The organism is Parasediminibacterium paludis, from assembly GCF_042651445.1.
GTDB classification, from domain to species: Bacteria; Bacteroidota; Bacteroidia; order Chitinophagales; family Chitinophagaceae; genus Parasediminibacterium; species Parasediminibacterium paludis.
Window position 1 is genome coordinate 502,416 of the sequence record NZ_JBHSDC010000029.1, and the last position, 22,969, is coordinate 525,384.

General features: G+C 37.0%; 22 protein-coding genes. 16 read left to right on the top strand and 6 right to left on the bottom strand.

Annotated features, from left to right (window positions below; all coding sequences use genetic code 11):
- Positions 1-34: 34 nt before the first annotated feature.
- From hemB to ACFOW1_RS16055, 5 genes are all read left to right on the top strand, one after another.
- Positions 35-1,009 carry a porphobilinogen synthase gene (gene hemB / locus ACFOW1_RS16035; protein WP_379015678.1) on the top strand — a complete coding sequence of 325 codons (975 nt, stop codon included), beginning with the start codon at positions 35-37 and terminating at the stop codon, positions 1,007-1,009.
- A 177-nt stretch (positions 1,010-1,186) separates the two neighbouring features.
- Positions 1,187-2,473, top strand: a complete 1,287-nt coding sequence (hemL, locus tag ACFOW1_RS16040) for a glutamate-1-semialdehyde 2,1-aminomutase (protein ID WP_379015679.1) — start codon at positions 1,187-1,189, stop codon at positions 2,471-2,473.
- Between the two features lie 352 nt (positions 2,474-2,825).
- Entirely contained in the window at positions 2,826-4,040 is a 1,215-nt protein-coding gene (locus ACFOW1_RS16045) for a glycoside hydrolase family 26 protein (protein ID WP_379015681.1), read from the top strand.
- A gap of 71 nt (positions 4,041-4,111) precedes the next feature.
- The gene (locus ACFOW1_RS16050; protein ID WP_379015682.1) at positions 4,112-4,573 is read left to right on the top strand and encodes a GNAT family N-acetyltransferase; all 462 of its coding nucleotides are present in this window, start codon (positions 4,112-4,114) and stop codon (positions 4,571-4,573) included.
- On the top strand, positions 4,573-4,833 hold the full coding sequence (locus ACFOW1_RS16055; RefSeq protein WP_379015684.1) for a hypothetical protein: 261 nt from the start codon (positions 4,573-4,575) through the stop codon (positions 4,831-4,833). Before ACFOW1_RS16050 ends, ACFOW1_RS16055 begins: the two co-directional genes overlap by 1 nt.
- Before the next feature lie 20 nt (positions 4,834-4,853).
- Here the strand turns inward: ACFOW1_RS16055 and ACFOW1_RS16060 are convergent, their stop codons facing one another.
- Positions 4,854-5,837 (bottom strand): DUF1028 domain-containing protein, encoded by a 984-nt coding sequence (locus ACFOW1_RS16060; protein ID WP_379015685.1) that lies wholly within the window; start codon positions 5,835-5,837, stop codon positions 4,854-4,856.
- A 98-nt stretch (positions 5,838-5,935) separates the two neighbouring features.
- On the opposite strand from ACFOW1_RS16060, the gene ACFOW1_RS16065 reads away from it, so the two are divergent.
- The 9 genes from ACFOW1_RS16065 to murI all read left to right on the top strand — a co-directional run bounded on the left by ACFOW1_RS16065 (position 5,936) and on the right by murI (position 14,766).
- Complete coding sequence (locus ACFOW1_RS16065) at positions 5,936-6,523, top strand: hypothetical protein (protein ID WP_379015687.1); 588 nt, start codon at positions 5,936-5,938, stop codon at positions 6,521-6,523.
- A 5-nt stretch (positions 6,524-6,528) separates the two neighbouring features.
- Complete coding sequence (locus ACFOW1_RS16070) at positions 6,529-7,224, top strand: aspartate/glutamate racemase family protein (protein ID WP_379015688.1); 696 nt, start codon at positions 6,529-6,531, stop codon at positions 7,222-7,224.
- 27 nt (positions 7,225-7,251) lie between these two features.
- Positions 7,252-7,896 (top strand): pyridoxamine 5'-phosphate oxidase, encoded by a 645-nt coding sequence (pdxH, locus tag ACFOW1_RS16075; RefSeq protein WP_379015689.1) that lies wholly within the window; start codon positions 7,252-7,254, stop codon positions 7,894-7,896.
- A gap of 47 nt (positions 7,897-7,943) precedes the next feature.
- Complete coding sequence (locus ACFOW1_RS16080; protein WP_379015690.1) at positions 7,944-8,804, top strand: DUF6089 family protein; 861 nt, start codon at positions 7,944-7,946, stop codon at positions 8,802-8,804.
- A gap of 114 nt (positions 8,805-8,918) precedes the next feature.
- Complete coding sequence (locus tag ACFOW1_RS16085) at positions 8,919-9,683, top strand: isoprenyl transferase (protein ID WP_379015691.1); 765 nt, start codon at positions 8,919-8,921, stop codon at positions 9,681-9,683.
- A gap of 134 nt (positions 9,684-9,817) precedes the next feature.
- Entirely contained in the window at positions 9,818-12,565 is a 2,748-nt protein-coding gene (locus ACFOW1_RS16090) for a BamA/OMP85 family outer membrane protein (RefSeq protein ID WP_379015692.1), read from the top strand.
- Between the two features lie 36 nt (positions 12,566-12,601).
- Positions 12,602-13,117 carry an OmpH family outer membrane protein gene (locus ACFOW1_RS16095; protein WP_379015694.1) on the top strand — a complete coding sequence of 172 codons (516 nt, stop codon included), beginning with the start codon at positions 12,602-12,604 and terminating at the stop codon, positions 13,115-13,117.
- A 113-nt stretch (positions 13,118-13,230) separates the two neighbouring features.
- The gene (locus ACFOW1_RS16100) at positions 13,231-13,839 is read left to right on the top strand and encodes an OmpH family outer membrane protein (RefSeq protein ID WP_379015696.1); all 609 of its coding nucleotides are present in this window, start codon (positions 13,231-13,233) and stop codon (positions 13,837-13,839) included.
- A gap of 99 nt (positions 13,840-13,938) precedes the next feature.
- Positions 13,939-14,766 carry a glutamate racemase gene (murI, locus tag ACFOW1_RS16105; RefSeq protein ID WP_379015697.1) on the top strand — a complete coding sequence of 276 codons (828 nt, stop codon included), beginning with the start codon at positions 13,939-13,941 and terminating at the stop codon, positions 14,764-14,766.
- 58 nt (positions 14,767-14,824) lie between these two features.
- Here the strand turns inward: murI and ACFOW1_RS16110 are convergent, their stop codons facing one another.
- From ACFOW1_RS16110 to ACFOW1_RS16130, 5 genes are all read right to left on the bottom strand, one after another.
- On the bottom strand, positions 14,825-15,652 hold the full coding sequence (locus tag ACFOW1_RS16110) for a GLPGLI family protein (protein WP_379015698.1): 828 nt from the start codon (positions 15,650-15,652) through the stop codon (positions 14,825-14,827).
- 105 nt (positions 15,653-15,757) lie between these two features.
- Positions 15,758-16,534, bottom strand: coding sequence for a TatD family hydrolase (locus tag ACFOW1_RS16115; protein ID WP_379015699.1), 777 nt, complete (start codon positions 16,532-16,534; stop codon positions 15,758-15,760).
- A 430-nt stretch (positions 16,535-16,964) separates the two neighbouring features.
- Entirely contained in the window at positions 16,965-17,639 is a 675-nt protein-coding gene (locus ACFOW1_RS16120; RefSeq protein WP_379015700.1) for a polysaccharide deacetylase family protein, read from the bottom strand.
- A 165-nt stretch (positions 17,640-17,804) separates the two neighbouring features.
- Positions 17,805-18,404 carry a hypothetical protein gene (locus ACFOW1_RS16125; protein WP_379015702.1) on the bottom strand — a complete coding sequence of 200 codons (600 nt, stop codon included), beginning with the start codon at positions 18,402-18,404 and terminating at the stop codon, positions 17,805-17,807.
- Positions 18,405-18,507: 103 nt separating this feature from the next.
- Positions 18,508-19,113, bottom strand: a complete 606-nt coding sequence (locus tag ACFOW1_RS16130; RefSeq protein WP_379015703.1) for a superoxide dismutase — start codon at positions 19,111-19,113, stop codon at positions 18,508-18,510.
- 255 nt (positions 19,114-19,368) lie between these two features.
- On the opposite strand from ACFOW1_RS16130, the gene ACFOW1_RS16135 reads away from it, so the two are divergent.
- Together ACFOW1_RS16135 and ACFOW1_RS16140 are read left to right on the top strand one after the other, a co-directional pair.
- Positions 19,369-20,139 (top strand): sterol desaturase family protein, encoded by a 771-nt coding sequence (locus ACFOW1_RS16135; protein WP_379015704.1) that lies wholly within the window; start codon positions 19,369-19,371, stop codon positions 20,137-20,139.
- 86 nt (positions 20,140-20,225) lie between these two features.
- Entirely contained in the window at positions 20,226-22,961 is a 2,736-nt protein-coding gene (locus ACFOW1_RS16140) for a PKD domain-containing protein (protein WP_379015705.1), read from the top strand.
- Positions 22,962-22,969 lie beyond the last annotated feature (8 nt).

Here is a 22,969-nt window from a genome sequence, read left to right on the forward strand (position 1 = left end):
TTGCAGGTTCTGTAAAAATCAAAATCACATTACTATGATTTTACAACGCAGAAACAGAATATTACGTGCCAATGGTGCTATAAGAAGTTTGGTAGCCGAAACCATTTTAACACCTAATGATTTTATTGTGCCTTTATTTATTGTAGAAGGCGAAAATGTAACAGAAGAAATTGCTTCTATGCCGGGTTATTATCGTTACTCATTAGATAATACAGTGAAAGAAGTGAAACACTTGTGGTCATTAGGTTTGAAGTGTGTGTTGCTCTTTGTAAAGTGCAAAGACGAGCTGAAAAATCAATACGGTTCTGAAGCGTTAAATAGCGATGGCTTAATGCAGCGTAGTATTAAAGCTATTAAAGATGCTGTGCCAGAAATGTTGATAATGACCGATGTAGCATTAGATCCATTTAGCTCTGATGGACACGATGGTGTGGTTGAAAATGGTGAAATTATAAACGATGTTACGGTTGATATTTTAGCAAAAATGAGTGTGAGTCATGCACAAGCAGGTGCTGATTTTGTAGCACCGAGTGATATGATGGATGGTCGTATTGCAGCAATACGCTTGGCTTTGGAAGAAAATAATTTTACCAAAACAGGCATAATGGCTTATAGTGCTAAATACGCTTCTTGTTTTTATGGACCGTTTAGAGATGCGTTAGATTCTGCACCAGGTTTCGGTGATAAGAAAACGTATCAAATGGATTATTGCAACCGCACAGAAGCTGTGAAAGAAGCGATAATGGATGTGGAAGAAGGTGCAGATATTATTATGGTCAAGCCAGCACTAAGTTATTTAGATATTATTCGTGAAGTGAAGAATGCGGTTGACTTACCAGTAAGTGCTTATAATATTAGTGGTGAGTATGCAATGATAAAGGCGGGGGCTAAAATGGGCTGGATTGATGAAAACAAAGCCATCTTGGAAACACTCACTTCTATTAAAAGAGCAGGTGCAGATATGATTGCGACTTACTTTGCTAAGGATGTAGTGAAACTGATAAGCTAGTTTTTAACCACAAGGGCAGAACGACACAATGAAACAATTACGTTGTGAATCGATATGTCGAAGTATCGTTGTGTTCTAACCTTTCGCTTCGGTAAAGGTTGAACAAGCTACCTAGCCGTTGAAGTGTGCGACGCAACGAAGACCAATAGAATTACAAAAGCTGATAAACAAAATATTATGTACGCATCGAGTAAAACATTGTTTGAGAGGGCACAATTGAGTATCCCTGGTGGCGTAAACTCGCCAGTAAGAGCTTTTAAAAGTGTGGGCGGTACGCCGTTGTTTATAAAGCACGCCAAAGGTGCTTACTTGTATGATGTAGATGATAATAAATACATCGATTATATCGCATCGTGGGGGCCAATGATTTTGGGTCATGCTTACGAGCCTGTGGTAAAAGCCATTCAAGAGCAAGCGGTGCATTCAACATCGTATGGTGCGCCAACTGAGCTAGAAGTAAAGATGGCTGAGCTAATAAAAAGTATGGCACCAAACGTAGATTTGATAAGGATGGTGAGCAGTGGTACAGAAGCTTGTATGAGTGCACTGCGTGTAGCTCGTGGCTATACTGGTAAAAATAAAGTCATCAAGTTTGAAGGTTGCTATCACGGTCACGCAGATAGTTTTTTAGTAAAAGCAGGTAGTGGTTTGGCAACATTAAATATTCAAACAGTACCCGGTATAACTGCAGGTGTAGCCAACGATACGTTGACTTGCGCTTATAACGATTTGGAAGCTGTAAAAGCTTTGGTAGCAGCGAATAAAAACGAAGTAGCTGCCATAATTGTGGAGCCTGTGGCGGGCAATATGGGCTGTATTTTGCCAAAAGAAGGCTTTTTAGAAGGCCTAAGAGCCATATGCGATGCACACAATATTGTTTTGATTTTCGATGAGGTGATGACCGGCTTTAGACTTGCAAGAGGTGGTGTGCAAGAGAAACTAAAAGTAGATGCAGATTTGGTAACCTATGGTAAAGTAATAGGTGCCGGCTTACCTGTTGGTGCTTTTGGCGGTAAGCGACATATTATGGAAGTGGTAGCACCATTGGGTGGTGTGTATCAAGCGGGCACTTTAAGCGGTAACCCAATAGCTATGATAGCAGGCTATACCATGTTAACTACTTTAAACAACCATCCTGAACTATTGGACGAGTTGGATGCTAAAACTTTGTACTTAAAAGAAGGGCTAGATGGCGTATTAAAAGCTTCTGGTACGCCTTATGTAATTAACCATCTTGGTTCTATGATTAGTGTGCATTTTAGCAACAAGCCTGTAACAGATTTTGCTACCGCTGCTGCCGCTAATAATGAGTTATTCAAGCAACTCTTCCATGCGATGTTACGTAGAGGGGTGTATTTGCCACCTAGCGCATTTGAAAGTTGGTTTTTAAATAATGCCCTCAGCTACGCTGACTTAGATGCAACGATTGTAGCATTTGAAGAAAGCTTGAAAGAGATTTTATAACGCCTATCGTTATTACTAAATAATTTATGGAATAGAAGCCTCTGATACCAAGTGTGTTAGAGGCTTTTTTATGTGCAAAAATTATGTAATCGCACGCTTACGTTATTTATAAGCCTCTATATTATAATATCATGGCTATAAAATTCTATCTAGTACATGGTTTATTGCGACAATGTTTAACGGTGCTTTTATTACTGTTTAACAGTCTTATAATATTGCTTATTGGTTAATATAATTGGTGAAATAATTTGGGGTAACTTTGGATTATTAGACCATTGTTATTGCAGTTTTGCAAAGAAGCTTCTATATTCATTATCCAAATTTTAATAGGCCTGTGAGAATTCGATTGTTTATGTTGCCACTGCTTTGCACATTGCTTGTACAAATACTAAAAGCACAAACACAGCAGGCTTTCGTTGCAAGTGGAAAAAATATTACTACTGCTGACCCAAAAGCAACACGTGCTACTAAAAATTTACTTAAGAACTTATACCTATTAAAAGAAAGGTATACGATTTTTGGCCATCAAGATTGCCTAGCTTATGGTAATGGCTGGCGCTACAATGTAAACAATCCTAGTGGTTATGTGGCAGATGTATATAATACTTGCAGCGATATCCCTGGCGTTTTTGGTTGGGATTTAGGGCAAATAGAACAACGACTAAATAACGCTTCTATTGACTATGTTATTAATCAAGTAAAGTTGAGAGACTTACGGCAATGGGTAAAATGGGTATATGATAATAATGGCATCAATACTTTTAGTTGGCATGCCGATAATCCTGTATTTGGTGGTAATGCGTGGCAAGAAGGTGATAAAACAACAGTATGTAAAATTTTGCAAAAAGGTAGTAGCTGGAATATAAAATTTAATGGGTGGTTAAATCTTTTGGCAGATTTTTTCTTGAGTCTAAAAGGAGATGATGGTACATTAATTCCTGTCATTTTTCGGCCATTTCATGAAAGTACTTTAACCAATTGCTTTTGGTGGAATGAATATGGCAATGGCTGCAGCCATAGTAGTTATATTGCTTTGTGGCAATATACAATAGATTATTTACTCAATACTAAAGGCGTTCATAATTTGCTATACGCTCAATCATTAAACCACGCTATTTATAAAAACATTTGCACAGGTAGTTATGATATTGAAGAAGATTATCCTGGTAATGATTATGTAGACATTTTAGGATTAGACGCGTATCAACCTAATTTGACAAGTGCAAATACAAGCATCACAAAAATATTTATGCAAGATGTAAATGATGAATGTGACTATATCACTGAATTCGCTAGCCTTAACCATAAAGTGGCCGCTATAACAGAAACAGGTGCTGAGAATATACCTAATACACGTTGGTGGACCCAGGTATTTTCACCGTTATATGCTAATAAAAAATTAGCTTATGTTATGTTGTGGCGCAATCCTGATAAACTTACAGATTTCACAAGTTTTTATTGTATTTACCCAAAGCATCCCTCAAAGCCAGATTTTTTATCATTTTATAATGGCACAAATAGTTTTGTTTTTTTACGAAAATTACATGCGATAAACTTGTATCGATAGATATTCTAAATATTTATTTAGGTTTTTCATTGCTATTAAGAATCTATCTTAGTACTGAAAAATGTATAGCTATGCATAAGTTGGTAAGAACAAATGCTGATAATCCCGATTTTATAACACTCGTGCAGCAGCTTGATAAAGACCTAGCTATACGTGATGGTGATGAGCATGCTTTTTATGCACAGTACAATGGTATTACTGCTATTAATCATACCGTAATAGCTTATAACAATGGTGTTGCTGTGGCTTGTGGTGCTATAAAAGCATTTGACAATGATAGTATGGAAGTAAAACGCATGTACACGGTGCCACATGAAAGAAGTAAGGGTTTTGCGGGGCAAGTATTAGCTGCTTTAGAAGCTTGGGCAATCGAGTTAGGCTTTACAAGTTGTGTATTGGAGACTGGTAAAATGCAGCCAGAAGCAATAGCACTTTATACTAAATGTGGTTATTATGTGATACCAAATTATGGGCAATATATTGGAATAGACAATAGTGTTTGCTTTAAGAAAGAATTCAAAATGATTTTGTAATGCTAGAGTTCATTAATCAATTATTAGAAGTAATTGCATGCATTGAAATAGCTATTTCGCCATTACTGATAGGTCTATTTTTCGGTGGCTGTTTGTATTATGTTATACCTAATAAGGTTGGCACGGTACTAGCAATAGTTATTGTATTGATAGGGTTGGTTATAGGTATCTTTTGGGCAGTAAAAACAACAAAAAAGGTTGGTGCAAGCACAATGATGAATAGGCTTACACACCAACCTGAATTTGATAAAGATGAATAGAGATACTAACTAGTGTGGATTTATAAACTAGTTAACTTTTTTAAATCCGCATCGCTTACTGTAAGCAAGCTTACTGCTGGCAAACGCTTGGTGAGTTCTAACCAATTTTTATTTTTCAAGTAAATAGCTTTAAGCATGGGCGTTGCTTTTGTCACTTGTTTGTTATTAGCAAGCGTGATAGCCGTCCAGTATTGCATTTCTAGATTGGCAGGAAACATTTTCATCGCGGCATTATACTCTGCCATGGCTTTGGCCATATCGTTTTGCTCAACAGCAAGGTCGCCATTGTTCATATGCTCATAAGCCAAATGTGTGTTATATAATCTTCTAAGTTCTACAAGTGGTTTTGGGTTATCATCTACACGTAAGTCTACCGTTCTATTATTCCATGTTTCCATTGTTTTTCCTGGCACTACTATCATAGCGGCACTTTGCATACCACGAATGTCACCACCGGCTTTTTGAGCAGCTTCAAGCGCTAATAAAACCCTTTCCGCTAATGGCTTACCTGCTGATTTTTCAAAAGCACTAGCCATATTTTCGCATACAGTACTACCTAACATCATATTGCTTTGCACACTAAAATTAGTACCTAAAATATGCTTCGCATACTGAATGCATTTAGCGCCTGTATGTGCAGCGACATTCCCCTTGTTGTCTACAATAGCTACTTGGCGTACATCTCTACCAGCATCTGCTTTGGTAAGGCTATCAAGCGCTTGTTGCGCAGTAAAACCTTGCTTTAAAAGTGCCAAGGCTTTTGGGCCATAACTTTTATCAGTAAAACTTTGTGTAGCTATGGCGCCTACACCTGCCTCCGCCCACGGCACAGATGTACCTACGCTAAACCAGTGGCTTTGTACAGCTACTGCTAATTCACCAGTAGTACCATCTTTAGCAACAATTGAAAACGTATGCACCAAGGGCTGTTGTTTGTTAAATACTTGTTGCGCTTTGCCGAATGATATAGCACAAACACAATAGCTTAAGAATAAGTAACGCATAAATAGTTAGATTTTTTACAAATTAATGAAACAAAATACAAACAGCTTTGTTTGCGCCCTATAAACCCATTAACTTTCGACCCTTAAATGATACAAATATGTTGCAAAAAAATAGCTGTTTGCTGATTTGCGTACTAATAGTTACAGTTGCTACTGGACAGTATAGACGAATAGACACTACTATGAAATATACCACAGCAGGTTATAGAGTGTATACCAACAATAAATCGGCAGATAAAAACACAGTCACTATTTCGCTAGTGGGTTTTAGTAGCAAAGCACAACGGGATGCATCATTTGAAATTAAAGGTGTGGTAAAAGGTGCTGCAGTAGATGATTTTAATAATGATGGTTTTCCAGATTTGGTGATATATTTATATACTGGGAAAGATGCCGCGAAAGGGACTGTTATTGGTATTGCCTCTGAGAACAACGAAAGTATACGACCAATTATTTTCCCAGATATTTTAGATGACGCTAAATTACGCACAGGCTATAAAGGGCAAGATAAATTTCAACTCATTGAAGGCACTTTGCTTCGTAGTTTTCCCGTATATGATGCAAACGATACTAGCAACGAGCTTAAGCCTTTGAATATATTAAGAAATATACAATATCGTGTAGTGGTGGGCGAAAATGGTGTGTTGAAATTTAAAGCCGTTAGATCTTACGAAACCAAGTTATAAGTTCTATGCAAAAGACAATTGGTATTATTGGTGGCCTTACTTGGCACAGTACATTAGTATATTATCGTTTACTCAATCAAATAACCAATGAGCGTTTAGGAGGGGCTTTTTCAGCTAAAATACTCCTCTATTCTGTAAACTTTGAAGAAATTAAGCAATTAACTTATGCCGATAATTGGGATGGTATTGCTGGTATCATGATTGATGTGGCGCAAAAATTAGAACAAGCTGGTGCAGATTGTATTTTGCTAGGGGCTAATACAATGCACCATATTGCAGATCGTGTAAGTAGTGCTATTGGTGTGCCACTTATTCATATTGCTGAAGTTACGGCTAATGCCATCCTAACTAAAGGATTGCAGAAAGTGGCTTTATTAGGTACTAAATACACCATGCAACTACCTTTTTACACACGTCAATTAAAAGCGCAAGGCATAGAAACCATCCTTCCAAATGAAGCAGATATAGAATTTATTAATACTACCATTTATGATGAAATGGGTAAAGGCCTTTTTTTGGCAGCAACTAAAACAGCGTATTTGAAAATTATTGACGATTTAGTTGCAAAAGGTGCGCAAGGTGTGATACTTGGCTGTACAGAAATCCCAATTTTAATACAACAAACAGATTGCGATATCCCTCTTTTTGATACCGGATTACTACACGCTATTGCCGCAGTTGATTTTGCGTTAACCAAGTAGCTAACTTTGCGTTTTAAAAGATAAATAATGAGTGTGGTAATAGCAGATATAAGAAGAGATTATAAGTTACAATCGCTTAGCGAAGAAGACGTTGCAGCAAATCCCATAGATCAATTCACAAAATGGTGGGATGAGGCTGTTGCTAGTAATATTGATGAAGTGAATGCCATGACGTTGGCTACAGTAAATGCCGCTAGTAAGCCCTCGGCACGTATTGTGTTACTCAAAGGTTATAATGTGGATGGGTTTACTTTTTTTACCAATTATAATAGTCAAAAAGGGCAAGAAATTGCAGCGAATCCTTTTGTTTCTTTGGTATTTTTTTGGAAAGAACTTGAAAGGCAAATTTGTATAGAAGGTACCATAGAAAAACTTAGTGACGTTGAGAGCGATGCTTATTTTTATAGTCGGCCTATCGGCAGTAGAATTGGTGCTTGGAGTTCTCCGCAAAGCAGCGTTATCAATGATAGAAGTGTTTTAGAAGAGAATGCTAAAAAGTATGCAACTGAATTTGGAGAAGAGGTGCCAAGGCCGCCACATTGGGGCGGTTATCTTGTAAAACCTTTACAAATTGAATTTTGGCAGGGAAGAAGTAGTAGACTACATGATAGAATTGTTTACAAAAGAGAAAAAATAACAGATAATTGGCAGATTGTAAGACTTGCACCGTAAATTTTAGATTTTGTATCATTACATTTGTTTATACACTTTATTGATTTATGCTTAAAAAAATAATAGGAATCATCGTTTTTGTAAGTGCTATTCAGGCTACCAATGCGCAAATGTATGATGCGTACATTCATAAAGGTGAGATAGGTGCATCGATAGGGCTAGGTCATTATTTTGGTGATTTAAATACCAATGGTGCTATTAACAGACCGAAGTTTTCGGCGGGCTTGTATTATTTAAAGCAGTTTAATGGCTATGTGGGTTTGAAAATTGATGGTGCTTACACATTTCTTGGTTACAGTGACGCCTATAGCCCCAATATTGTGCAAAGAACCCGCAACCTTAGCTTTAATACCGATGTTTACGAATTAAGTGTTAGTGGCTATTTCAATTTCTTCAAATTTTTACCCGGCTTCCCAGAATATAGTTATACCCCATATGTAAGCTTAGGCGTGGGTGTTTTTTCTTACGATCCTTATGCCTATTTAGGTGGGCAAAAATATTATCTACGGCCCCTAGGTACCGAAGGGCAGGGCAGTGCTGCCTACCCTGATCGCAAACCATATAGCGGTACAGCCATGAGTATTCCAGTGAGTTTAGGTTTTAAACATGCTATTAATGAACGAATAAACTGGTACGCAGAAGTTGCTTATCACTTTACCAATACAGATTATTTAGATGATGTAAGCACCACTTATGCTGGCGCAGCGGCTTTTCCTCCCGACCCAATTACTGGATTGCCTTCCATTGCTTATCAATTACAAGATAGAAGTGCTGAAGTTACTGGCGGTACAGCTGTTGGCAACAAAGGCAGACAACGTGGGAATAGTACCCAAAAAGATGCTTTTGCAACTTTTAGAGTGGGCTTATCGTTCAACCTGCAATCTTATAAATGCCCTACGGCAAAATAAAAGACTATCTTTTTTAAATGGGTAGAAAAGGACTTCAGTTGCCCTAAGTTTAAAAATCCCTGCAAACCCAATCGAATCCTTACTTTTGCCGCTAATAAAATTGCAGGTAAAACCATGCATGTATCAGTAGATCAAATTGACAAAAACCGATTACCCTCGCATATTGCTATTATCATGGATGGTAATGGCAGATGGGCAGAAGAAAAAGGGCAAGAGCGCCTATATGGCCATTTTCATGGTGTAGAAAGTGTACGCAATATTGTAGAAGGCTGTGCGGAACTTGGTGTAGGTTATCTTACATTATATGCATTTAGCACTGAAAATTGGGATAGGCCTCAACAAGAGGTGGATGGTTTAATGTATTTATTGGTTGATACTATTCGGAAAGAAGTACCCATTCTTAACAAAAATAATATTCGGTTACATGTTATTGGCGATATGGGTATGCTACCAGATTTTGCCCGCATCGAACTTAAGGAAGCCTTGGATATGACAAGCCATAATACTGGCTTAAACCTAGTCATGGCATTGAGTTATAGCAGCCGTTGGGAACTTGTAAATGCTGTAAAAAATATCGGTCTAGATGTACAAGCTGGTAAAATTGATGCTAACAGTATCACCCAAGATACGCTACAACAATATCTTACTACTAGCAATCTGCCAGACCCTGAATTAATGATACGCACAAGCGGCGAATATAGAATTAGTAATTTTTTACTATATCAATTGGCATATGCCGAATTGTATTTTACCAATACACGCTGGCCCGATTTTAGAAAAGAAAATTTATACGAAGCTATTATAGATTTTCAAAATAGAGAGCGTCGTTTTGGAAAAACAAGTAAACAACTGCAAGAGGTTGTAACACCAATGCACTAAATACTTGTTATTATTGGCTTATTTAACAAAGACTTTTAAATAATCCCATTAATTTGCCAACTTTAAAAACTTTAACCAACTGCTGTAAGCCTTTTTTGCTGCAGCTAGAACGAATCATACAAATCATCAATCGGATGCAGAAAGTGTACAAATTATTATTACTTGCTTTTGGTATGTTATTAGCCAGTTTTTCGGTACAAGCGCAAGAAAAACCAGATACAAGCATTAGTTCAATAGATGCTGATTTGGTTAATCTATTCAACCCGAAAAATCCAGTGAAACTCTATAAGATTTCATCTATTAAAGTAACTGGTAACCGCTTTTTTGATGAGAATTTATTAATTTCTATTTCTACCTTAAATGTTGGTGACGAGATTAAAATTCCTGGTTCTGATAATTTTTCTAAAGCTATTAACAAACTTTGGGGGCAGAATTATTTTAGCAACGTAGAAATATACGTTACCAAGGTTACTGGTACTAATATAGATGTTGAGATTGCTGTAACGGAAAGACCACGCTTGGCTAATTTTACATTTAGTGGTAGCGTAAAAAAGGGTGAAAGCGAAGATTTAACTGGTAAAATGGGTTTGGTAAAAGGTAGAGTAGTTACCGAAGCCATGAAACGTTCTGCAACTGAGGCTATTAAGAAATTCTATTTTGACAAAGGTTTCCAAAACACTGCCGTTAAAATTGAGCAGCGCAAAGATCCTAATATAGAGAACTCTGTAATAGTAAACTTCAATGTAAATAAGGGTTATAAAGTTCGTATCAGTAATATTAATTTTGTGGGTAATACCCTTGATGAAGCCAAGTTAAAAAAACAATTAAAGGATACCAAAGAACAATCTCGCTTAACATTACACCCTGCGGTAGATAGTGGCGGTTATCCTAATAAAGTACCTACCTATACTTATAAGCAGTATATCAAAGAGAATGGGTATTTGTTCCCGAGCAAAACCAAGCGCCTACTAGATCCTTATGTGCGCTTAAAATTCTTTACCTCTGCCAAATTCAACGAAAAGAAATTTGAAGAAGACAAAGAAAAAGTATTAGAATATTACAATTCATTAGGTTATAGAGATGCCATTATTGTGGGAAGTGTGGTATATCCTAACTCTAAAAAAGATTTGAATATTGATATTAAAGTAAATGAAGGTCGTAAATACTATTTCGGTAATATTACATGGCGTGGTAATACCAAATACCCTGATTCAGTCTTAACAGCGATTCTTGGTATTAAAAAAGGTGATACGTACAATCTTGAGAGCTTAAATAAAAAATTAGGTAAAGGTGGCGGCCCTGAGGGTGGCGATATTAGTAGTATTTACCAAGATGATGGTTATTTGTTTTTCCGCACAGACCCTGTAGAAACGGCTGTGTATAACGATACCATTGATTACGAAATAAGAATGGTAGAAGGGCCTCAAGCTACGATCAAAAACATTCGTATTTCAGGTAACGAAAAAACCAAAGAATACGTTATTCGTCGTGAAATTAGAACTATACCGGGGGAGAAATTTAGCCGTACGGATTTAGTGCGCTCTCAACGTGAGATTGCACAATTGAATTATTTCAACCAAGAAAAAATTGGTATTAATCCAATACCAAACCAAGAAGATGGTACTGTAGATATTAATTATACGGTAGAAGAAAAATCGAGTGACCAATTAGAGCTAAGCGCAGGTTTTGGTGGTAATATTGGTTTAACGGGTACTTTGGGTGTAACTTTTAATAACTTTTCGATTAAAAATATTTTTACTAAAAAAGCTTGGGATCCCTTACCAATGGGTGACGGTCAAAAATTGAGTTTCCGTGTTCAGAGTAATGGTAGGGCGTTTCGTTCGTACAACTTCTCGTTTACCGAACCTTGGTTAGGTGGTAAAAAGCGTAATTCGCTTACCTTTTCCTTATACGATACAAAGTATGCCAATGCTTATAATCCAGCAACGGGTACTTATACAAGTACGGCAGCCAATAATTCTTATATAGAAACAACAGGTGCTGGTGTTAGCATAGGTAAGCAGTTGCAATGGCCAGATGACTATTTCTCATTATCTATGGGTATCAACTTTGCACGTTATAAATTGAAGAACTACTATATTGACCAAGTCAATCTACCAGGTTTCAATAATGGATTTTCACACAATTTCAGTTTTAAATTTGCTTTACAACGTTCGTCCGTTGATGCGCCCTTATTTCCTAGAGGTGGCTCTAGCTACTTACTAAGTTTAGCTATAACGCCGCCTTATTCATTGATAGAGCCATCTATCATCCATGATGCAAACCCTTATAAATTTGTAGAATATCACAAATGGCGTTTTAATTCAGAATGGTATGTGCCATTAACAAAACCAACTGGTGCTGAAAGAAATAAAATGCTAGTATTGAAAGTTGCTGCTAAGTTTGGTTTCTTGGGTAAGTTTAATCCTGATTTAAATATTTCGCCATTTGAACGTTTTCAATTGGGTGATGCAGGTTTAAGTAACCAGTTTGCATTGTTGGGCTATGATATTATTTCACAGCGTGGTTATCCTGTATATGAAACGTCAGACCCTAAAGTAAACCCTGACCAAAGCGGTGCTCGTCAATATTTCACCATGTTTAATAAATATGTATTAGAGTTGCGTTATCCATTAAGTCTTAACCCAAGTAGTACTATTTATGCTTTAGGCTTTTTTGAAGCAGCGAATGGTTATTACAGCATGAAAGAATACAATCCTTTCCGTTTGCGTCGTTCAGTAGGTGTGGGTATGCGTTTCTTCTTACCAATGTTTGGCTTGTTAGGATTTGATTACGGCATAGGTTTAGACAGAATCACAGATGGTGTTAAATTAAAAGATGCTTCTCGTTTTACATTTATGTTGGGTGTAGAACCAGAATAATGACTATTATCGTGTACCGATTAATCAACAACCATTATGAAGAAATTATTATTATTTAGCTGTTTGGCAGGTCTGCTAGCTTTCTCAAGCCAAGCCCAGCGGTATGCCATCATTGATACGAAGTATATTCTAAGTAAAATGTCGGATTATACATCTGCTGACAAAAAGCTACAAGCGGTAAGCGAGCAATGGCAAAAAGAAATAGACGCCAAGCAAGCAGATCTTGATGTTATGTATAAGAATTACGACGCTGAACAGTTTATGCTTACAGATGAATTGAAAAAGAAACGTGAAACTGAATTGTTTAATAAAGAAAAGGAAGTAAGAGATTTGCAGAAAAAACGTTTTGGCTACGAAGGCGATTTGTTTAAAGAACGTCAAAAAATTGTAAAACCCATACAGGATAAGGTTTACAACGCGGTACAAAAAATTGCAGTGGCTCGTGGGTACGATTTTATACTTGATAAAAGTGAGGGAATTACTGTTATATTTGCCGACCCTAAATTAGATAAGAGCGATGATGTACTTAGAGAATTAGGGATAAAATTATAAACCAAAGCTAGTTTTAATCACCAACCAATTATACATTAACAACAATGACATTTGCCGTAATATCAACCCTACTGCAAATTGCATAAGACAATTAAAAACAAAAAATACAACTGATGAAAAAAGTTTTCGTATTGTGTGTGGCTTTTGCACTAAGCCTTACGTTTATTAGCAATGCCAGCGCACAGCAAGGTAAAATAGGCATTTTCGACGAGCAAACTGTGTTGAGCCTATTCCCTGGTATTCAACAAAAATTAGACACTTTAATGGGTAAATTTGTAAATGATACCCTTAAACCTGACTACGACTACACGTATTCTCAATTTTTAGTTAAGGACAGTACTTTCAAAAAAGATTCTGGAAAATTAACTCCACAAGTACGTAAAGTAATGTTGGACGACATTAACAATTTGAAATCTAAAATTGTTAACTGGCAGCAATACCAAAACCAAGCAATGGAGCAAAAACAACAAGAAATTTTAGCACCTTATACACAAAAAGTATATGACGCTTTAGTTAAAATTATCCAAGAGCAGAAATACACTTATGTAATGAAATCTGATGCTTTTGTAATTCCACCGCCAATTGCTGACAACTTATCTTTAAAAGTAGCCATTGCCTTAAAATTACCTTTACCAAAAGAAGCACAAGACGCATTGCGCAACGCAGGTATCTCTACCTCTACAGAAGCTGCGCCAACAAAACCAGCTGCAAAAAAGAACTAACTAATTCTTTAATACTAATTCATACCACGAACCACTTTGCGAAAGCTGAGTGGTTCGTTGTTTTTGGGTAAATGTGTTACCAACACCTAATTTTACAATATGCAAGAACAAGGACCTATTGGTGTATTTGATAGTGGTTATGGCGGGCTAACTGTGCTTAAAGAAATCGTTAAAGTATTGCCTTCATATAGTTATTTATACCTAGGTGATAATGCAAGAGCACCCTATGGTACTAGGAGTTTTGAGACAGTGTACCAATACACGCTTGAATGTGTTAATTGGTTTTTTAAACAAGGTTGTAGTTTGGTGATATTGGCTTGTAATACTGCGTCTGCCAAAGCCTTACGAACCATTCAGCAAAACGATTTACCTAATATAGACCCAACCAAACGTGTGCTAGGTGTTATAAGGCCAACCACTGAAGTGATTGGTAATTTTACAACTAGCAATTGTGTAGGTGTATTGGGCACAAATGGAACGGTGCAATCACAATCTTATCCAATAGAAATAGCTAAGTTTTTTCCAGAATTACAGATATTTCAAGAGGCTTGCCCTATGTGGGTACCTTTAGTGGAAAATAATGAGTTTGATAAACCTGGCGCTGACTATTTCGTACAATATCATTTAACACATTTATTAAAACAAAATACAAGCATTGATACGGTATTACTCGCTTGTACGCATTACCCTTTATTATTAGAAAAAATTAAGGCCTTTTTGCCTGCTGAGATAACTGTTTTATCGCAAGGGGAAATAGTAGCTAATAGCTTAGAAGATTATTTACAACGCCATACAGCATTAGCAGCTCGCTGTAAAAAAGAGGGAATTATTCAATTTTATACCACAGATTCTACCGAGGATTTTGACAGCAAAGCCACTATATTTTTTGGAAAACCAGTCCAATCTATTCATACAGAATTACACTAAAGAAAAAGCCTGTCTCGAGTAACTGAAACAGGCTTTTAAATGATATATTTTAGGGTGTTTACAAACCACCACCTCTATTGCCGCCCGCACCGCCAAAGCCGCCTTGGTTTTGGAACAATTCTCTTTGTAATTGACCATATTCTTGTCTAGTTACTTTTTTACCTTTTTTAGGTTCTTTCAATTCCTTTGCATCAACTGTAGGTTTTAGGGTTAATGCTTTGTACACTGTTGTGCCGTTATCTACGTTTAATTCTAGAATAACACCAGGTAATTGTCCGTATGCATCAGGACCTGCTGGCGCTAAAATGGTTTGTGCAAACCAAGCAACAATTTCAATCTCTCTAGGTGCAGGTGGTGCTTGCCTAGTGGTAGTATCGCCCGCTGGTCTGTTACGATTAAAGTTAAAAGCCCTACCTTGAAAGTTTGGTTGTGTAATTTTCAGGGTGGCTTTACGGCAAACAACACCTAGAATTTCTTTGGTTTCGGCACTTATCTTCCAAGACTGTTTTCTAATGGTATCGGTAATTAAAAAGTTTTTACCACCAAGTTCTGATGCTTGTGTGGTAAACCCTGTAGTAAAGTTTTTAAACAAATCACCATCGCCACCACCAAAGTTAAAACGTCGGAAACCGCCACCGCCTTCGCCATTAGCAAAAGGTTCTGGGGCGTTTTCATCGGGTATAAGTTTGTAGATAGATATACTATCGGTGAAATAGAGTGTGTATTTGCTCACTTGAAATTCTGGTATAGAAGCCCGTCTCGTTTCGTCTGTAATACGTTTCCAGTTGTTGATTGTGCGCTGATAGGTTATTGTCCCTTCTTTTTGCTGCGCATTTGCGGCTATTGCAATTGTTATTACAAGGATAAACAGTTGTATTCTCTTCATAATTGACCTTTAAGGTTATTTGTGTGCAAATCTATGCTGGATGGTATTTAAGGCTTAACAATTCAGGTTAATGGGCATATTTATCGGTAAAGTAAATAGCCGGCCTTATGATATATTCACTTTAAACAAACGTTCTGCATTGGCTGTGGTTATTGCAGCCATTGTTTCTATGGGTATTTGCTTGCTGTTAGCTAATTTTTCTACTATATATGTCAGATAATTACTCTCGTTGCGTTTACCTCTAAACGGCACTGGTGTTAAATACGGTGCATCGGTTTCTAATACCAAAAACGCATTGGGTATGTTTTGTAAAGCCTGAGCTAAGCCAGCATTTTTATAAGTAATAACCCCACCCACACCAAGCATAAAGTTCATATCAGTTATTTGCTTTGCACTTTCGTAGCTGCCGCTAAAGCAATGAAAAACACCTGTAAGCCCTTTAGCTGCAAAAGGTTTTACCATATTAATCGTTTCTTGCATGGCATTACGCGTATGGATAGCAATAGGTAAATTGGCATCTAAAGCCCATTGCATTTGAAGTTCAAATGCTTCGTATTGTTGGGTAGAAAATGTTTTATCCCAATAAAAGTCTAGCCCAATTTCGCCCACAGCCACAAAAGAGCGGCTTTGCAGTTGCTGCTCTACAATGGCTAGTTCTGCTTGATAATTGTCTTTTACATAGCAGGGATGTAAGCCCATCATTGCAAAACATTCGTTGGGATATTTTTTTTCAAGGGCTAACATAGGTTGCAAACTAGTACTATCTATGGCTGGTAAATAAAATTTTGCAACACCACTGGCTTTCGCTCGGCTAATTACCTCATCTATATCATGTTCAAATTCCTCTGAATACAAGTGGCAGTGCGTATCTATCATTATCATGCTGCAAATGTGAAATATTTTTTAGCCCCAACACAATAAAAAATAAATGAAGTAGAGAAAATAAACTTGAGTAAGCAGCCGTTTAAATAATCCGACAAACAGTTAAAAACAAAAGTTACTATAGACCTAATTTATAAGATTCAAGAGATTAAACGTTTGTTTTCATAGGGTACGGATTAAAACGGGCTAAGGTTTCTACCTTGGCCTTTCTTATGTGTCTGAAGGTATTTGGTATCATCTGACTGATTTTAAGGATTATTAATACCCTAGGGCAGTTAGCTAACTGCCGCGCAACAGCAACTATTTGGCGACAAGCAGTAACTAAGTGCCGCGCAATAGTAACTAAGTGCCTACAAGCTGCTGCTAGGTAACAAAAATATAAAAATTGCTATATATTGATGGTAAAATGCTGTAATGAGCCAAGATTGCCTTACTGCGGAATCACTTCAAAGCGGTAACCTAATTTGCTAAAATGCGCTAACACTTTTGGTAATGCATAAGCCATGCGCTCATAGGCTTTTTCGCTATCGTGAAATACCACAATACTGCCTTGTTTGGTATTATTCACTACATTTTTTAGGCATTTTTCTTTGCTAAGTGTTATATCAAAATCGCCACTAAGTACCGACCACATAATGATGCTAAAATGTTCGGCAGTTTGTTGCTGTTTGGTAACAGGGTTGGTAAATGATAATTCCCAACCGCTTACAGTCAATTCTTTTATTTGCGTTTTAGACAAGCGGCCATAAGGTGGCCTGAAGAGATTTGTATGGATTTTAGTGGCAGCAAACGATACATCTTTTAAGTACACATATGTGCTTGTAGTACTGCCTTTTACATGGTGGGAGGTATGGTTACCTACGGCATGCCCCCCATCTACTATTTGCTGATAAACAGCTTTGTTAGCCATTACATTTTTACCTATGCAGAAAAAGGTTGCTTTAGCATTGTATTGCTGTAAGGTATTAAGTACAAAAGGAGTGATGGTAGGGTGCGGTCCATCATCAAACGTGAGATAGATGACTTTTTCTGTGGTAGGAATATCCCAGATCAATGTGTTAGGATAATAAGCTCTTAATAATTTAGGGGCAGTAACTAAATACATAAAGATTGTCTAAACTTGGATTTGGAATGATGGCAAAGATTTTATTGAAAACTTGCTGAGATTGAAACCAGTAAGGTTTTAAAAAAACCTCACTGGTCTTGCAATAGTACTAGAAAAATCCTTCAATGGTATTAATCTTATCAAATCCAAGTTTAGACGATGCTATTATTTCTTTTCGGCAATGGTAAGCCTGGTGAGGTTAGCGATGGTTTCGCGTATTTCTTTTACGCTGTAAAAACGGTACACTTCTGGCTCTTTGCCATCTACTTTTTCTAAAGATGTTACTTGGCGAAAGGGCCCTACTATGTAAGCATCTAGGTTGTCGGTAACTTTTACAGCCGTTAATGGTAAAATGAAGAAATTGCGGTTGGCGGCGCTGATATTTTTACCTTGAATAAGTTGCTCTAAAGAATCGATCGATTGTTTTAAGGCTTCTTGCGTAATCACGGTTTTGCTAGTTTTAACTGCACCATATACTTGGTAGCTACCTACAATGGTATCTTGTTTAGCATTTACCACATAATAACCATTGGTGGGTATCTCTATAGCGGCTTTGCCATTGGTGGTTTCTATGTTAATGGTTGTTTTTTCTTTGTCGTTAAGCACTAGTGTTTTTTCGTCGCTACCAGCACCGTCGGTGGTTGTAATGGTTTTGGTACTTTCGTTAATTGTGGCTGTGCCTTTAGCATATACCAATACTTTTTTTTGTGGTTTAGAACAGGCAACTGCCGATACAATAATGGCAAGTACAATTAGTTTTTTCATGATGAGGTGTGTTTATAATAAAAAATCCCGATAGACATTATCGGGATTGAAAGTAGGTATATTTTATTATTTCTTGTTCTTCCCTTTTGGAGAAGCGATGTTGTTATTTTGCTGCCGCAAAACGCTCTGCAACTTTTGCCCAATTGATAACATGCCAAATAGCTGCTAAGTAATCAGGACGTTTGTTTTGATATTTTAGGTAATAAGCATGTTCCCATACATCAACACCTAAAATTGGGGTGCCTTTTACTTCAGCAACATCCATTAAAGGATTGTCTTGGTTGGGTGTAGAACTTACTTCTAGTTTGCCATCTTTTACGATTAACCAAGCCCAGCCACTACCAAAACGTGTAGCACCTGCTGTTGCAAATTTTGTTTTAAACTCATCGAAGCTACCAAAAGCTGCGTCGATAGCTGCTGCTAATTCGCCAGTAGGTAATGCTCCAGAAGCTGCCGCTAAACTATCCCAAAAAAAAGTGTGGTTCCAATGGCCACCACCATTATTGCGTACTGCAGGTGAAATAGAACCAGCAATAGCTACCAATTCCTCGATGGTTTTACCCTCGTTTGGTGTTCCTGCAATGGCATTATTGAGGTTGGTTACATAAGCTTGGTGGTGCTTATCGTGGTGAATAGTCATCGTTTGTGCATCGATGTATGGCTCTAACGCATCGTAAGCGTAAGGCAAAGGCGCTAATGTAAATGACATAGTTTTTATTTTATTTGGTGATTAATTTATGCTTCGCAAATGTAACGCATGCGTTGGTACAACTTTTTTAATAAAAGCATTAATTGTTGTTGAATATTGGAATAAATGATAGTAGAATGCTTGCTGAAAATAAAAAAAATTGGGTCTTGTGTTTAAAAATGTATTAATACGTGGTTATTGTTGAAGCATTGGCTCTACAAAAAAGCAATAGGTGCCTAAATGTCTTACTTTAGCTTACTTCAATAAAAGGCTTTTATGCAACTACAGTATATTCTACTCATTATAGGTCTTTACGTCGTTTTTGGATTATTAGAAAAAAGGTATGCTGCGGAGAAAGGTCATACATTATCTGATAAGCTAACCAATATCTTTTATGGGGTTCTTTTATTATCGAGTGGTATTTTGATAGTGGGCTTTTTATATTCAATAATCCCTTTAAAAGCTCGTCACTTACCTCGTAATGGTACACTCTTTTCAATATGGATAGCCATTGTTTATTTCCTAGCCTCCGACTTTTTGTTTTATTGGTATCATCGTGCGCAGCATTACTTTAAATATTTCTGGGTTATTCACGAATTGCACCATTCTGATAGAGCGGTGAATGTAACAACAAGTATGCGCACTTATTGGTTAGAAAGGCCGCTTCAAACCTTTTTAATAATCGTACCCATTTATTATATTGTAGGCATAGATAGCCTTGCTGTGAAATTATATTTTAGTATATCTACTTTGTGGTTGTTTTTTACACATGCAAATTTAAAATTGCGACTTGGTATTTTAACGCCCATCATTGCTGGGCCTCAAATACATAGAATTCACCATTCTAATCTACCAGAACACCAAGGTAAAAATTTGGCGCAGTTTTTCCCTTTTTTCGACATACTGTTTGGTACCTATTATCACCCCGCTTATAATGAATTTCCTACTACTGGGTTAACAGAAAACGACACTCATAACTCGTTTGTAGATGTTTTATTAAAGCCATTTAAAACTTGGTTGCATGTGCCTTTTGGGAGTAATAAATAGCCAATGTATTTGTTTAATAATGTTGGAATCTGTTTACTTCGTTAATTTTTGTATAGGATATAATTGCATTGCAGATAAATCGCTTAATGGCTAAAACTTTTATAGGTCGCGTAAGTTTAATTGGTAAAATACTTCTAATGCCCGATAATTTCTATTTGGTAATACAGGATTTGTGCTATTTTACACATCATCACTCAAAAAAACTATTTTATTTGAAAAGGTTGCTACTTGTGGTTTTAATTCTAATAAGTGCTATAGCTGGTTTTGCAAGGCATATAAAAGGCGGTTGGGTACAATACGAATACCAAGGTGCAGGTACTACCGCCAATACATCTATTTATAAAATCACCGTTTACGTGTTTAGAGATTGCACCCAAAATGGTCCTATGCCGAGTTCTTTGGGCATTTACGATGCAGCTACCTATCAATCTGTACAAACTATTAGTAATACAAGTTATAGCAATATTAGCACGCCATCAAAAACCACTTTCGATCCTTGTTTAAGTAATCCACCTACTATTTGCTATTCTATTTATACTTATTCAACAACAGTAACACTACCAGATAATGTGAACGGCTATATTATTGCCGCTTCTGATGCCAATAGAGTGACGGGCATTGTTAATGTGTCTAATTCATCGGCTACTGGTATCAGTTTTACAGCTACCATACCGGGTACAATTAATAGTGTTGATTATCATAAAAACTCTAATCCATATTTTGAGTTTAAAGACACGGTGGTTATTTGCTATAATACCAATTTTAGTTACCAGTTTAAAGCAACCGATGTAGATGGTGATTCGCTTTCTTATAGTTTTGGAAATGGTATTAATGGTACACAAACATTAAGTGCGCCGCCTTATAATTCTATTCCTTACAGTGGTAGTTATAGTGGGTCATCGCCTTTAGGTAGCAATGTAACTATTGACCCCGTTACAGGTTTAATTTCTGGTAAAGCCCCAGCAACTACAGGCGAATATGTCATTGCGGTGTATGTATCAGAATGGCGCAATGGCATTATGATTAATTCCACTCGAAAAGAGTTGCAAATTAACGTGGCCAATTGTTCCTTATCAGCAGCAGCTTTAAAGTTATCCTATATCAATTGTGATAATTATGTGTTCACATTTCAAAATGAAGCAACTGCTTCTAACATCAATGCATACCTGTGGGATTTTGGTGTTACCACATCTATCAAAGATACTTCTACTCAAGCCACACCTACGTATACTTATGCCGATACAGGTACTTATGTATTGAAGTTAACAGTAGCCAATACTGGCGGTTGTCAGGATTCGGCAAAATCTATAGTGCGTGTATATCCTGGTTTTACGCCTGCATTCACTGTTGCAGGCAGTTGCTACCAATCGCCGTTTACATTTACAGACATATCTTTTACAAAATATGGGGTTATTAATAGTTGGTCATGGAATTTTGGCGACCCCAATAGTACTACCGATACCTCTGCACAAAAAAACGCAACCTACCAATATGGTGTTTCAGGAACTAATAGCGCTAGTTTAACCGTAACCAATAGCAAAGGTTGTAGTGGTACAGTCACTAAAATTGTGACGGTTAACAATAAGCCACAAATTACCTTGCCATTTAAAGACACGTTGATTTGTAGCATAGATAGCTTACCATTAATAGCGCAAAGCACAGGCACTTATAGTTGGTCACCTAACTATAATATCATTAACCCTACATCCAATAAGCCAATTGTTTTTCCTAAAGATACCACCGTATATACGGTTACCGTAGCCGATCAAGGTTGTATAGATTCTGCAACAATTACAGTGAACGTACTTGATTTTATTACAGTAAAATTACCAGCCGATACAGGAATTTGTAGAACAGATAGCATAACCTTAAGCCCCAAAAGCGATGCATTGAGTTATGTATGGACAGAAAGTGGTGGTGGTAACACATTAAGTAGCAAAACCGTAAAATATCCAAAAGCTGCGCCTTCTGCCGATTCAGTTATTTATTACGTTACAGCCAATCTTGGTTATTGCCAAGATAAAGCACAAATAACCGTGCATACAGCCGTGTATCCCACGGCAACAGTAAGTGCTGATACTAGTATTTGCTTTGGCAGTAGGGCTAATTTAAATGGTAGTTATACGGGTGCATTTTATAGTTGGAGTCCTACCACAACTTTGTACCAGGCCAATTCTTTACACCCAATTGCAGGGCCACAACAAACAACAAGCTATGTTTTAACTGTGGGCGATACGTCTTATTGTAAAAAGCTAGTAACCGATACCGTAGTGGTTACTGTCATCCCCCAATTTAATATTAATGCAGGTAACGATACATCTGTGGTAATAGGTCAGCCATTGCAATTAACAGCATCAGGCGATACAACTAGCTTGCAATATATATGGCAGCCGAGTAGCTATTTAAACAATAACACTATATATAATCCTATCGCAACATTTACAAATTCTGCCGTACCCGATATTATACCATTTACGGTAATTGCATCCACCAAAGAAGGTTGTACATCTACGGATATGGTAAATGTAAAAGTGTATAAAATGTTGCCTGATATTTTGGTACCAAGTGGTTTTACACCAAACGGCGATGGCAAAAACGATATACTAAAACCGATATTAATAGGCATTGCTAAGCTGCACTATTTCAACGTATATAATCGTTATGGGCAATTGGTATTTACCACTAGCGATGGCAGTAAAGGATGGGATGGGGCAATAAATGGTACATTTCAAGGTAGTAATACTTTTGTATTTATGGCAGAAGGTATTGATTACTTGGGCAATATTATTAGCAGAAAAGGGACGACTGTATTAATTAAATAAATAGCTGC

What these genes read in the sequence shown, in the direction of transcription:
- hemB (WP_379015678.1), top strand. Translation starts at nt 35, where the DNA reads ATGATTTTACAACGCAGAAACAGAATATTACGTGCCAATGGTGCTATA.
- hemL (WP_379015679.1), top strand. Translation starts at nt 1,187, where the DNA reads ATGTACGCATCGAGTAAAACATTGTTTGAGAGGGCACAATTGAGTATC.
- ACFOW1_RS16045 (WP_379015681.1), top strand. Translation starts at nt 2,826, where the DNA reads ATGTTGCCACTGCTTTGCACATTGCTTGTACAAATACTAAAAGCACAA.
- ACFOW1_RS16050 (WP_379015682.1), top strand. Translation starts at nt 4,112, where the DNA reads ATGCATAAGTTGGTAAGAACAAATGCTGATAATCCCGATTTTATAACA.
- ACFOW1_RS16055 (WP_379015684.1), top strand. Translation starts at nt 4,573, where the DNA reads ATGCTAGAGTTCATTAATCAATTATTAGAAGTAATTGCATGCATTGAA.
- ACFOW1_RS16060 (WP_379015685.1), bottom strand. Translation starts at nt 5,837, where the DNA reads ATGCGTTACTTATTCTTAAGCTATTGTGTTTGTGCTATATCATTCGGC.
- ACFOW1_RS16065 (WP_379015687.1), top strand. Translation starts at nt 5,936, where the DNA reads ATGTTGCAAAAAAATAGCTGTTTGCTGATTTGCGTACTAATAGTTACA.
- ACFOW1_RS16070 (WP_379015688.1), top strand. Translation starts at nt 6,529, where the DNA reads ATGCAAAAGACAATTGGTATTATTGGTGGCCTTACTTGGCACAGTACA.
- pdxH (WP_379015689.1), top strand. Translation starts at nt 7,252, where the DNA reads ATGAGTGTGGTAATAGCAGATATAAGAAGAGATTATAAGTTACAATCG.
- ACFOW1_RS16080 (WP_379015690.1), top strand. Translation starts at nt 7,944, where the DNA reads ATGCTTAAAAAAATAATAGGAATCATCGTTTTTGTAAGTGCTATTCAG.
- ACFOW1_RS16085 (WP_379015691.1), top strand. Translation starts at nt 8,919, where the DNA reads ATGCATGTATCAGTAGATCAAATTGACAAAAACCGATTACCCTCGCAT.
- ACFOW1_RS16090 (WP_379015692.1), top strand. Translation starts at nt 9,818, where the DNA reads ATGCAGAAAGTGTACAAATTATTATTACTTGCTTTTGGTATGTTATTA.
- ACFOW1_RS16095 (WP_379015694.1), top strand. Translation starts at nt 12,602, where the DNA reads ATGAAGAAATTATTATTATTTAGCTGTTTGGCAGGTCTGCTAGCTTTC.
- ACFOW1_RS16100 (WP_379015696.1), top strand. Translation starts at nt 13,231, where the DNA reads ATGAAAAAAGTTTTCGTATTGTGTGTGGCTTTTGCACTAAGCCTTACG.
- murI (WP_379015697.1), top strand. Translation starts at nt 13,939, where the DNA reads ATGCAAGAACAAGGACCTATTGGTGTATTTGATAGTGGTTATGGCGGG.
- ACFOW1_RS16110 (WP_379015698.1), bottom strand. Translation starts at nt 15,652, where the DNA reads ATGAAGAGAATACAACTGTTTATCCTTGTAATAACAATTGCAATAGCC.
- ACFOW1_RS16115 (WP_379015699.1), bottom strand. Translation starts at nt 16,534, where the DNA reads ATGATAATGATAGATACGCACTGCCACTTGTATTCAGAGGAATTTGAA.
- ACFOW1_RS16120 (WP_379015700.1), bottom strand. Translation starts at nt 17,639, where the DNA reads ATGTATTTAGTTACTGCCCCTAAATTATTAAGAGCTTATTATCCTAAC.
- ACFOW1_RS16125 (WP_379015702.1), bottom strand. Translation starts at nt 18,404, where the DNA reads ATGAAAAAACTAATTGTACTTGCCATTATTGTATCGGCAGTTGCCTGT.
- ACFOW1_RS16130 (WP_379015703.1), bottom strand. Translation starts at nt 19,113, where the DNA reads ATGTCATTTACATTAGCGCCTTTGCCTTACGCTTACGATGCGTTAGAG.
- ACFOW1_RS16135 (WP_379015704.1), top strand. Translation starts at nt 19,369, where the DNA reads ATGCAACTACAGTATATTCTACTCATTATAGGTCTTTACGTCGTTTTT.
- ACFOW1_RS16140 (WP_379015705.1), top strand. Translation starts at nt 20,226, where the DNA reads ATGGCTAAAACTTTTATAGGTCGCGTAAGTTTAATTGGTAAAATACTT.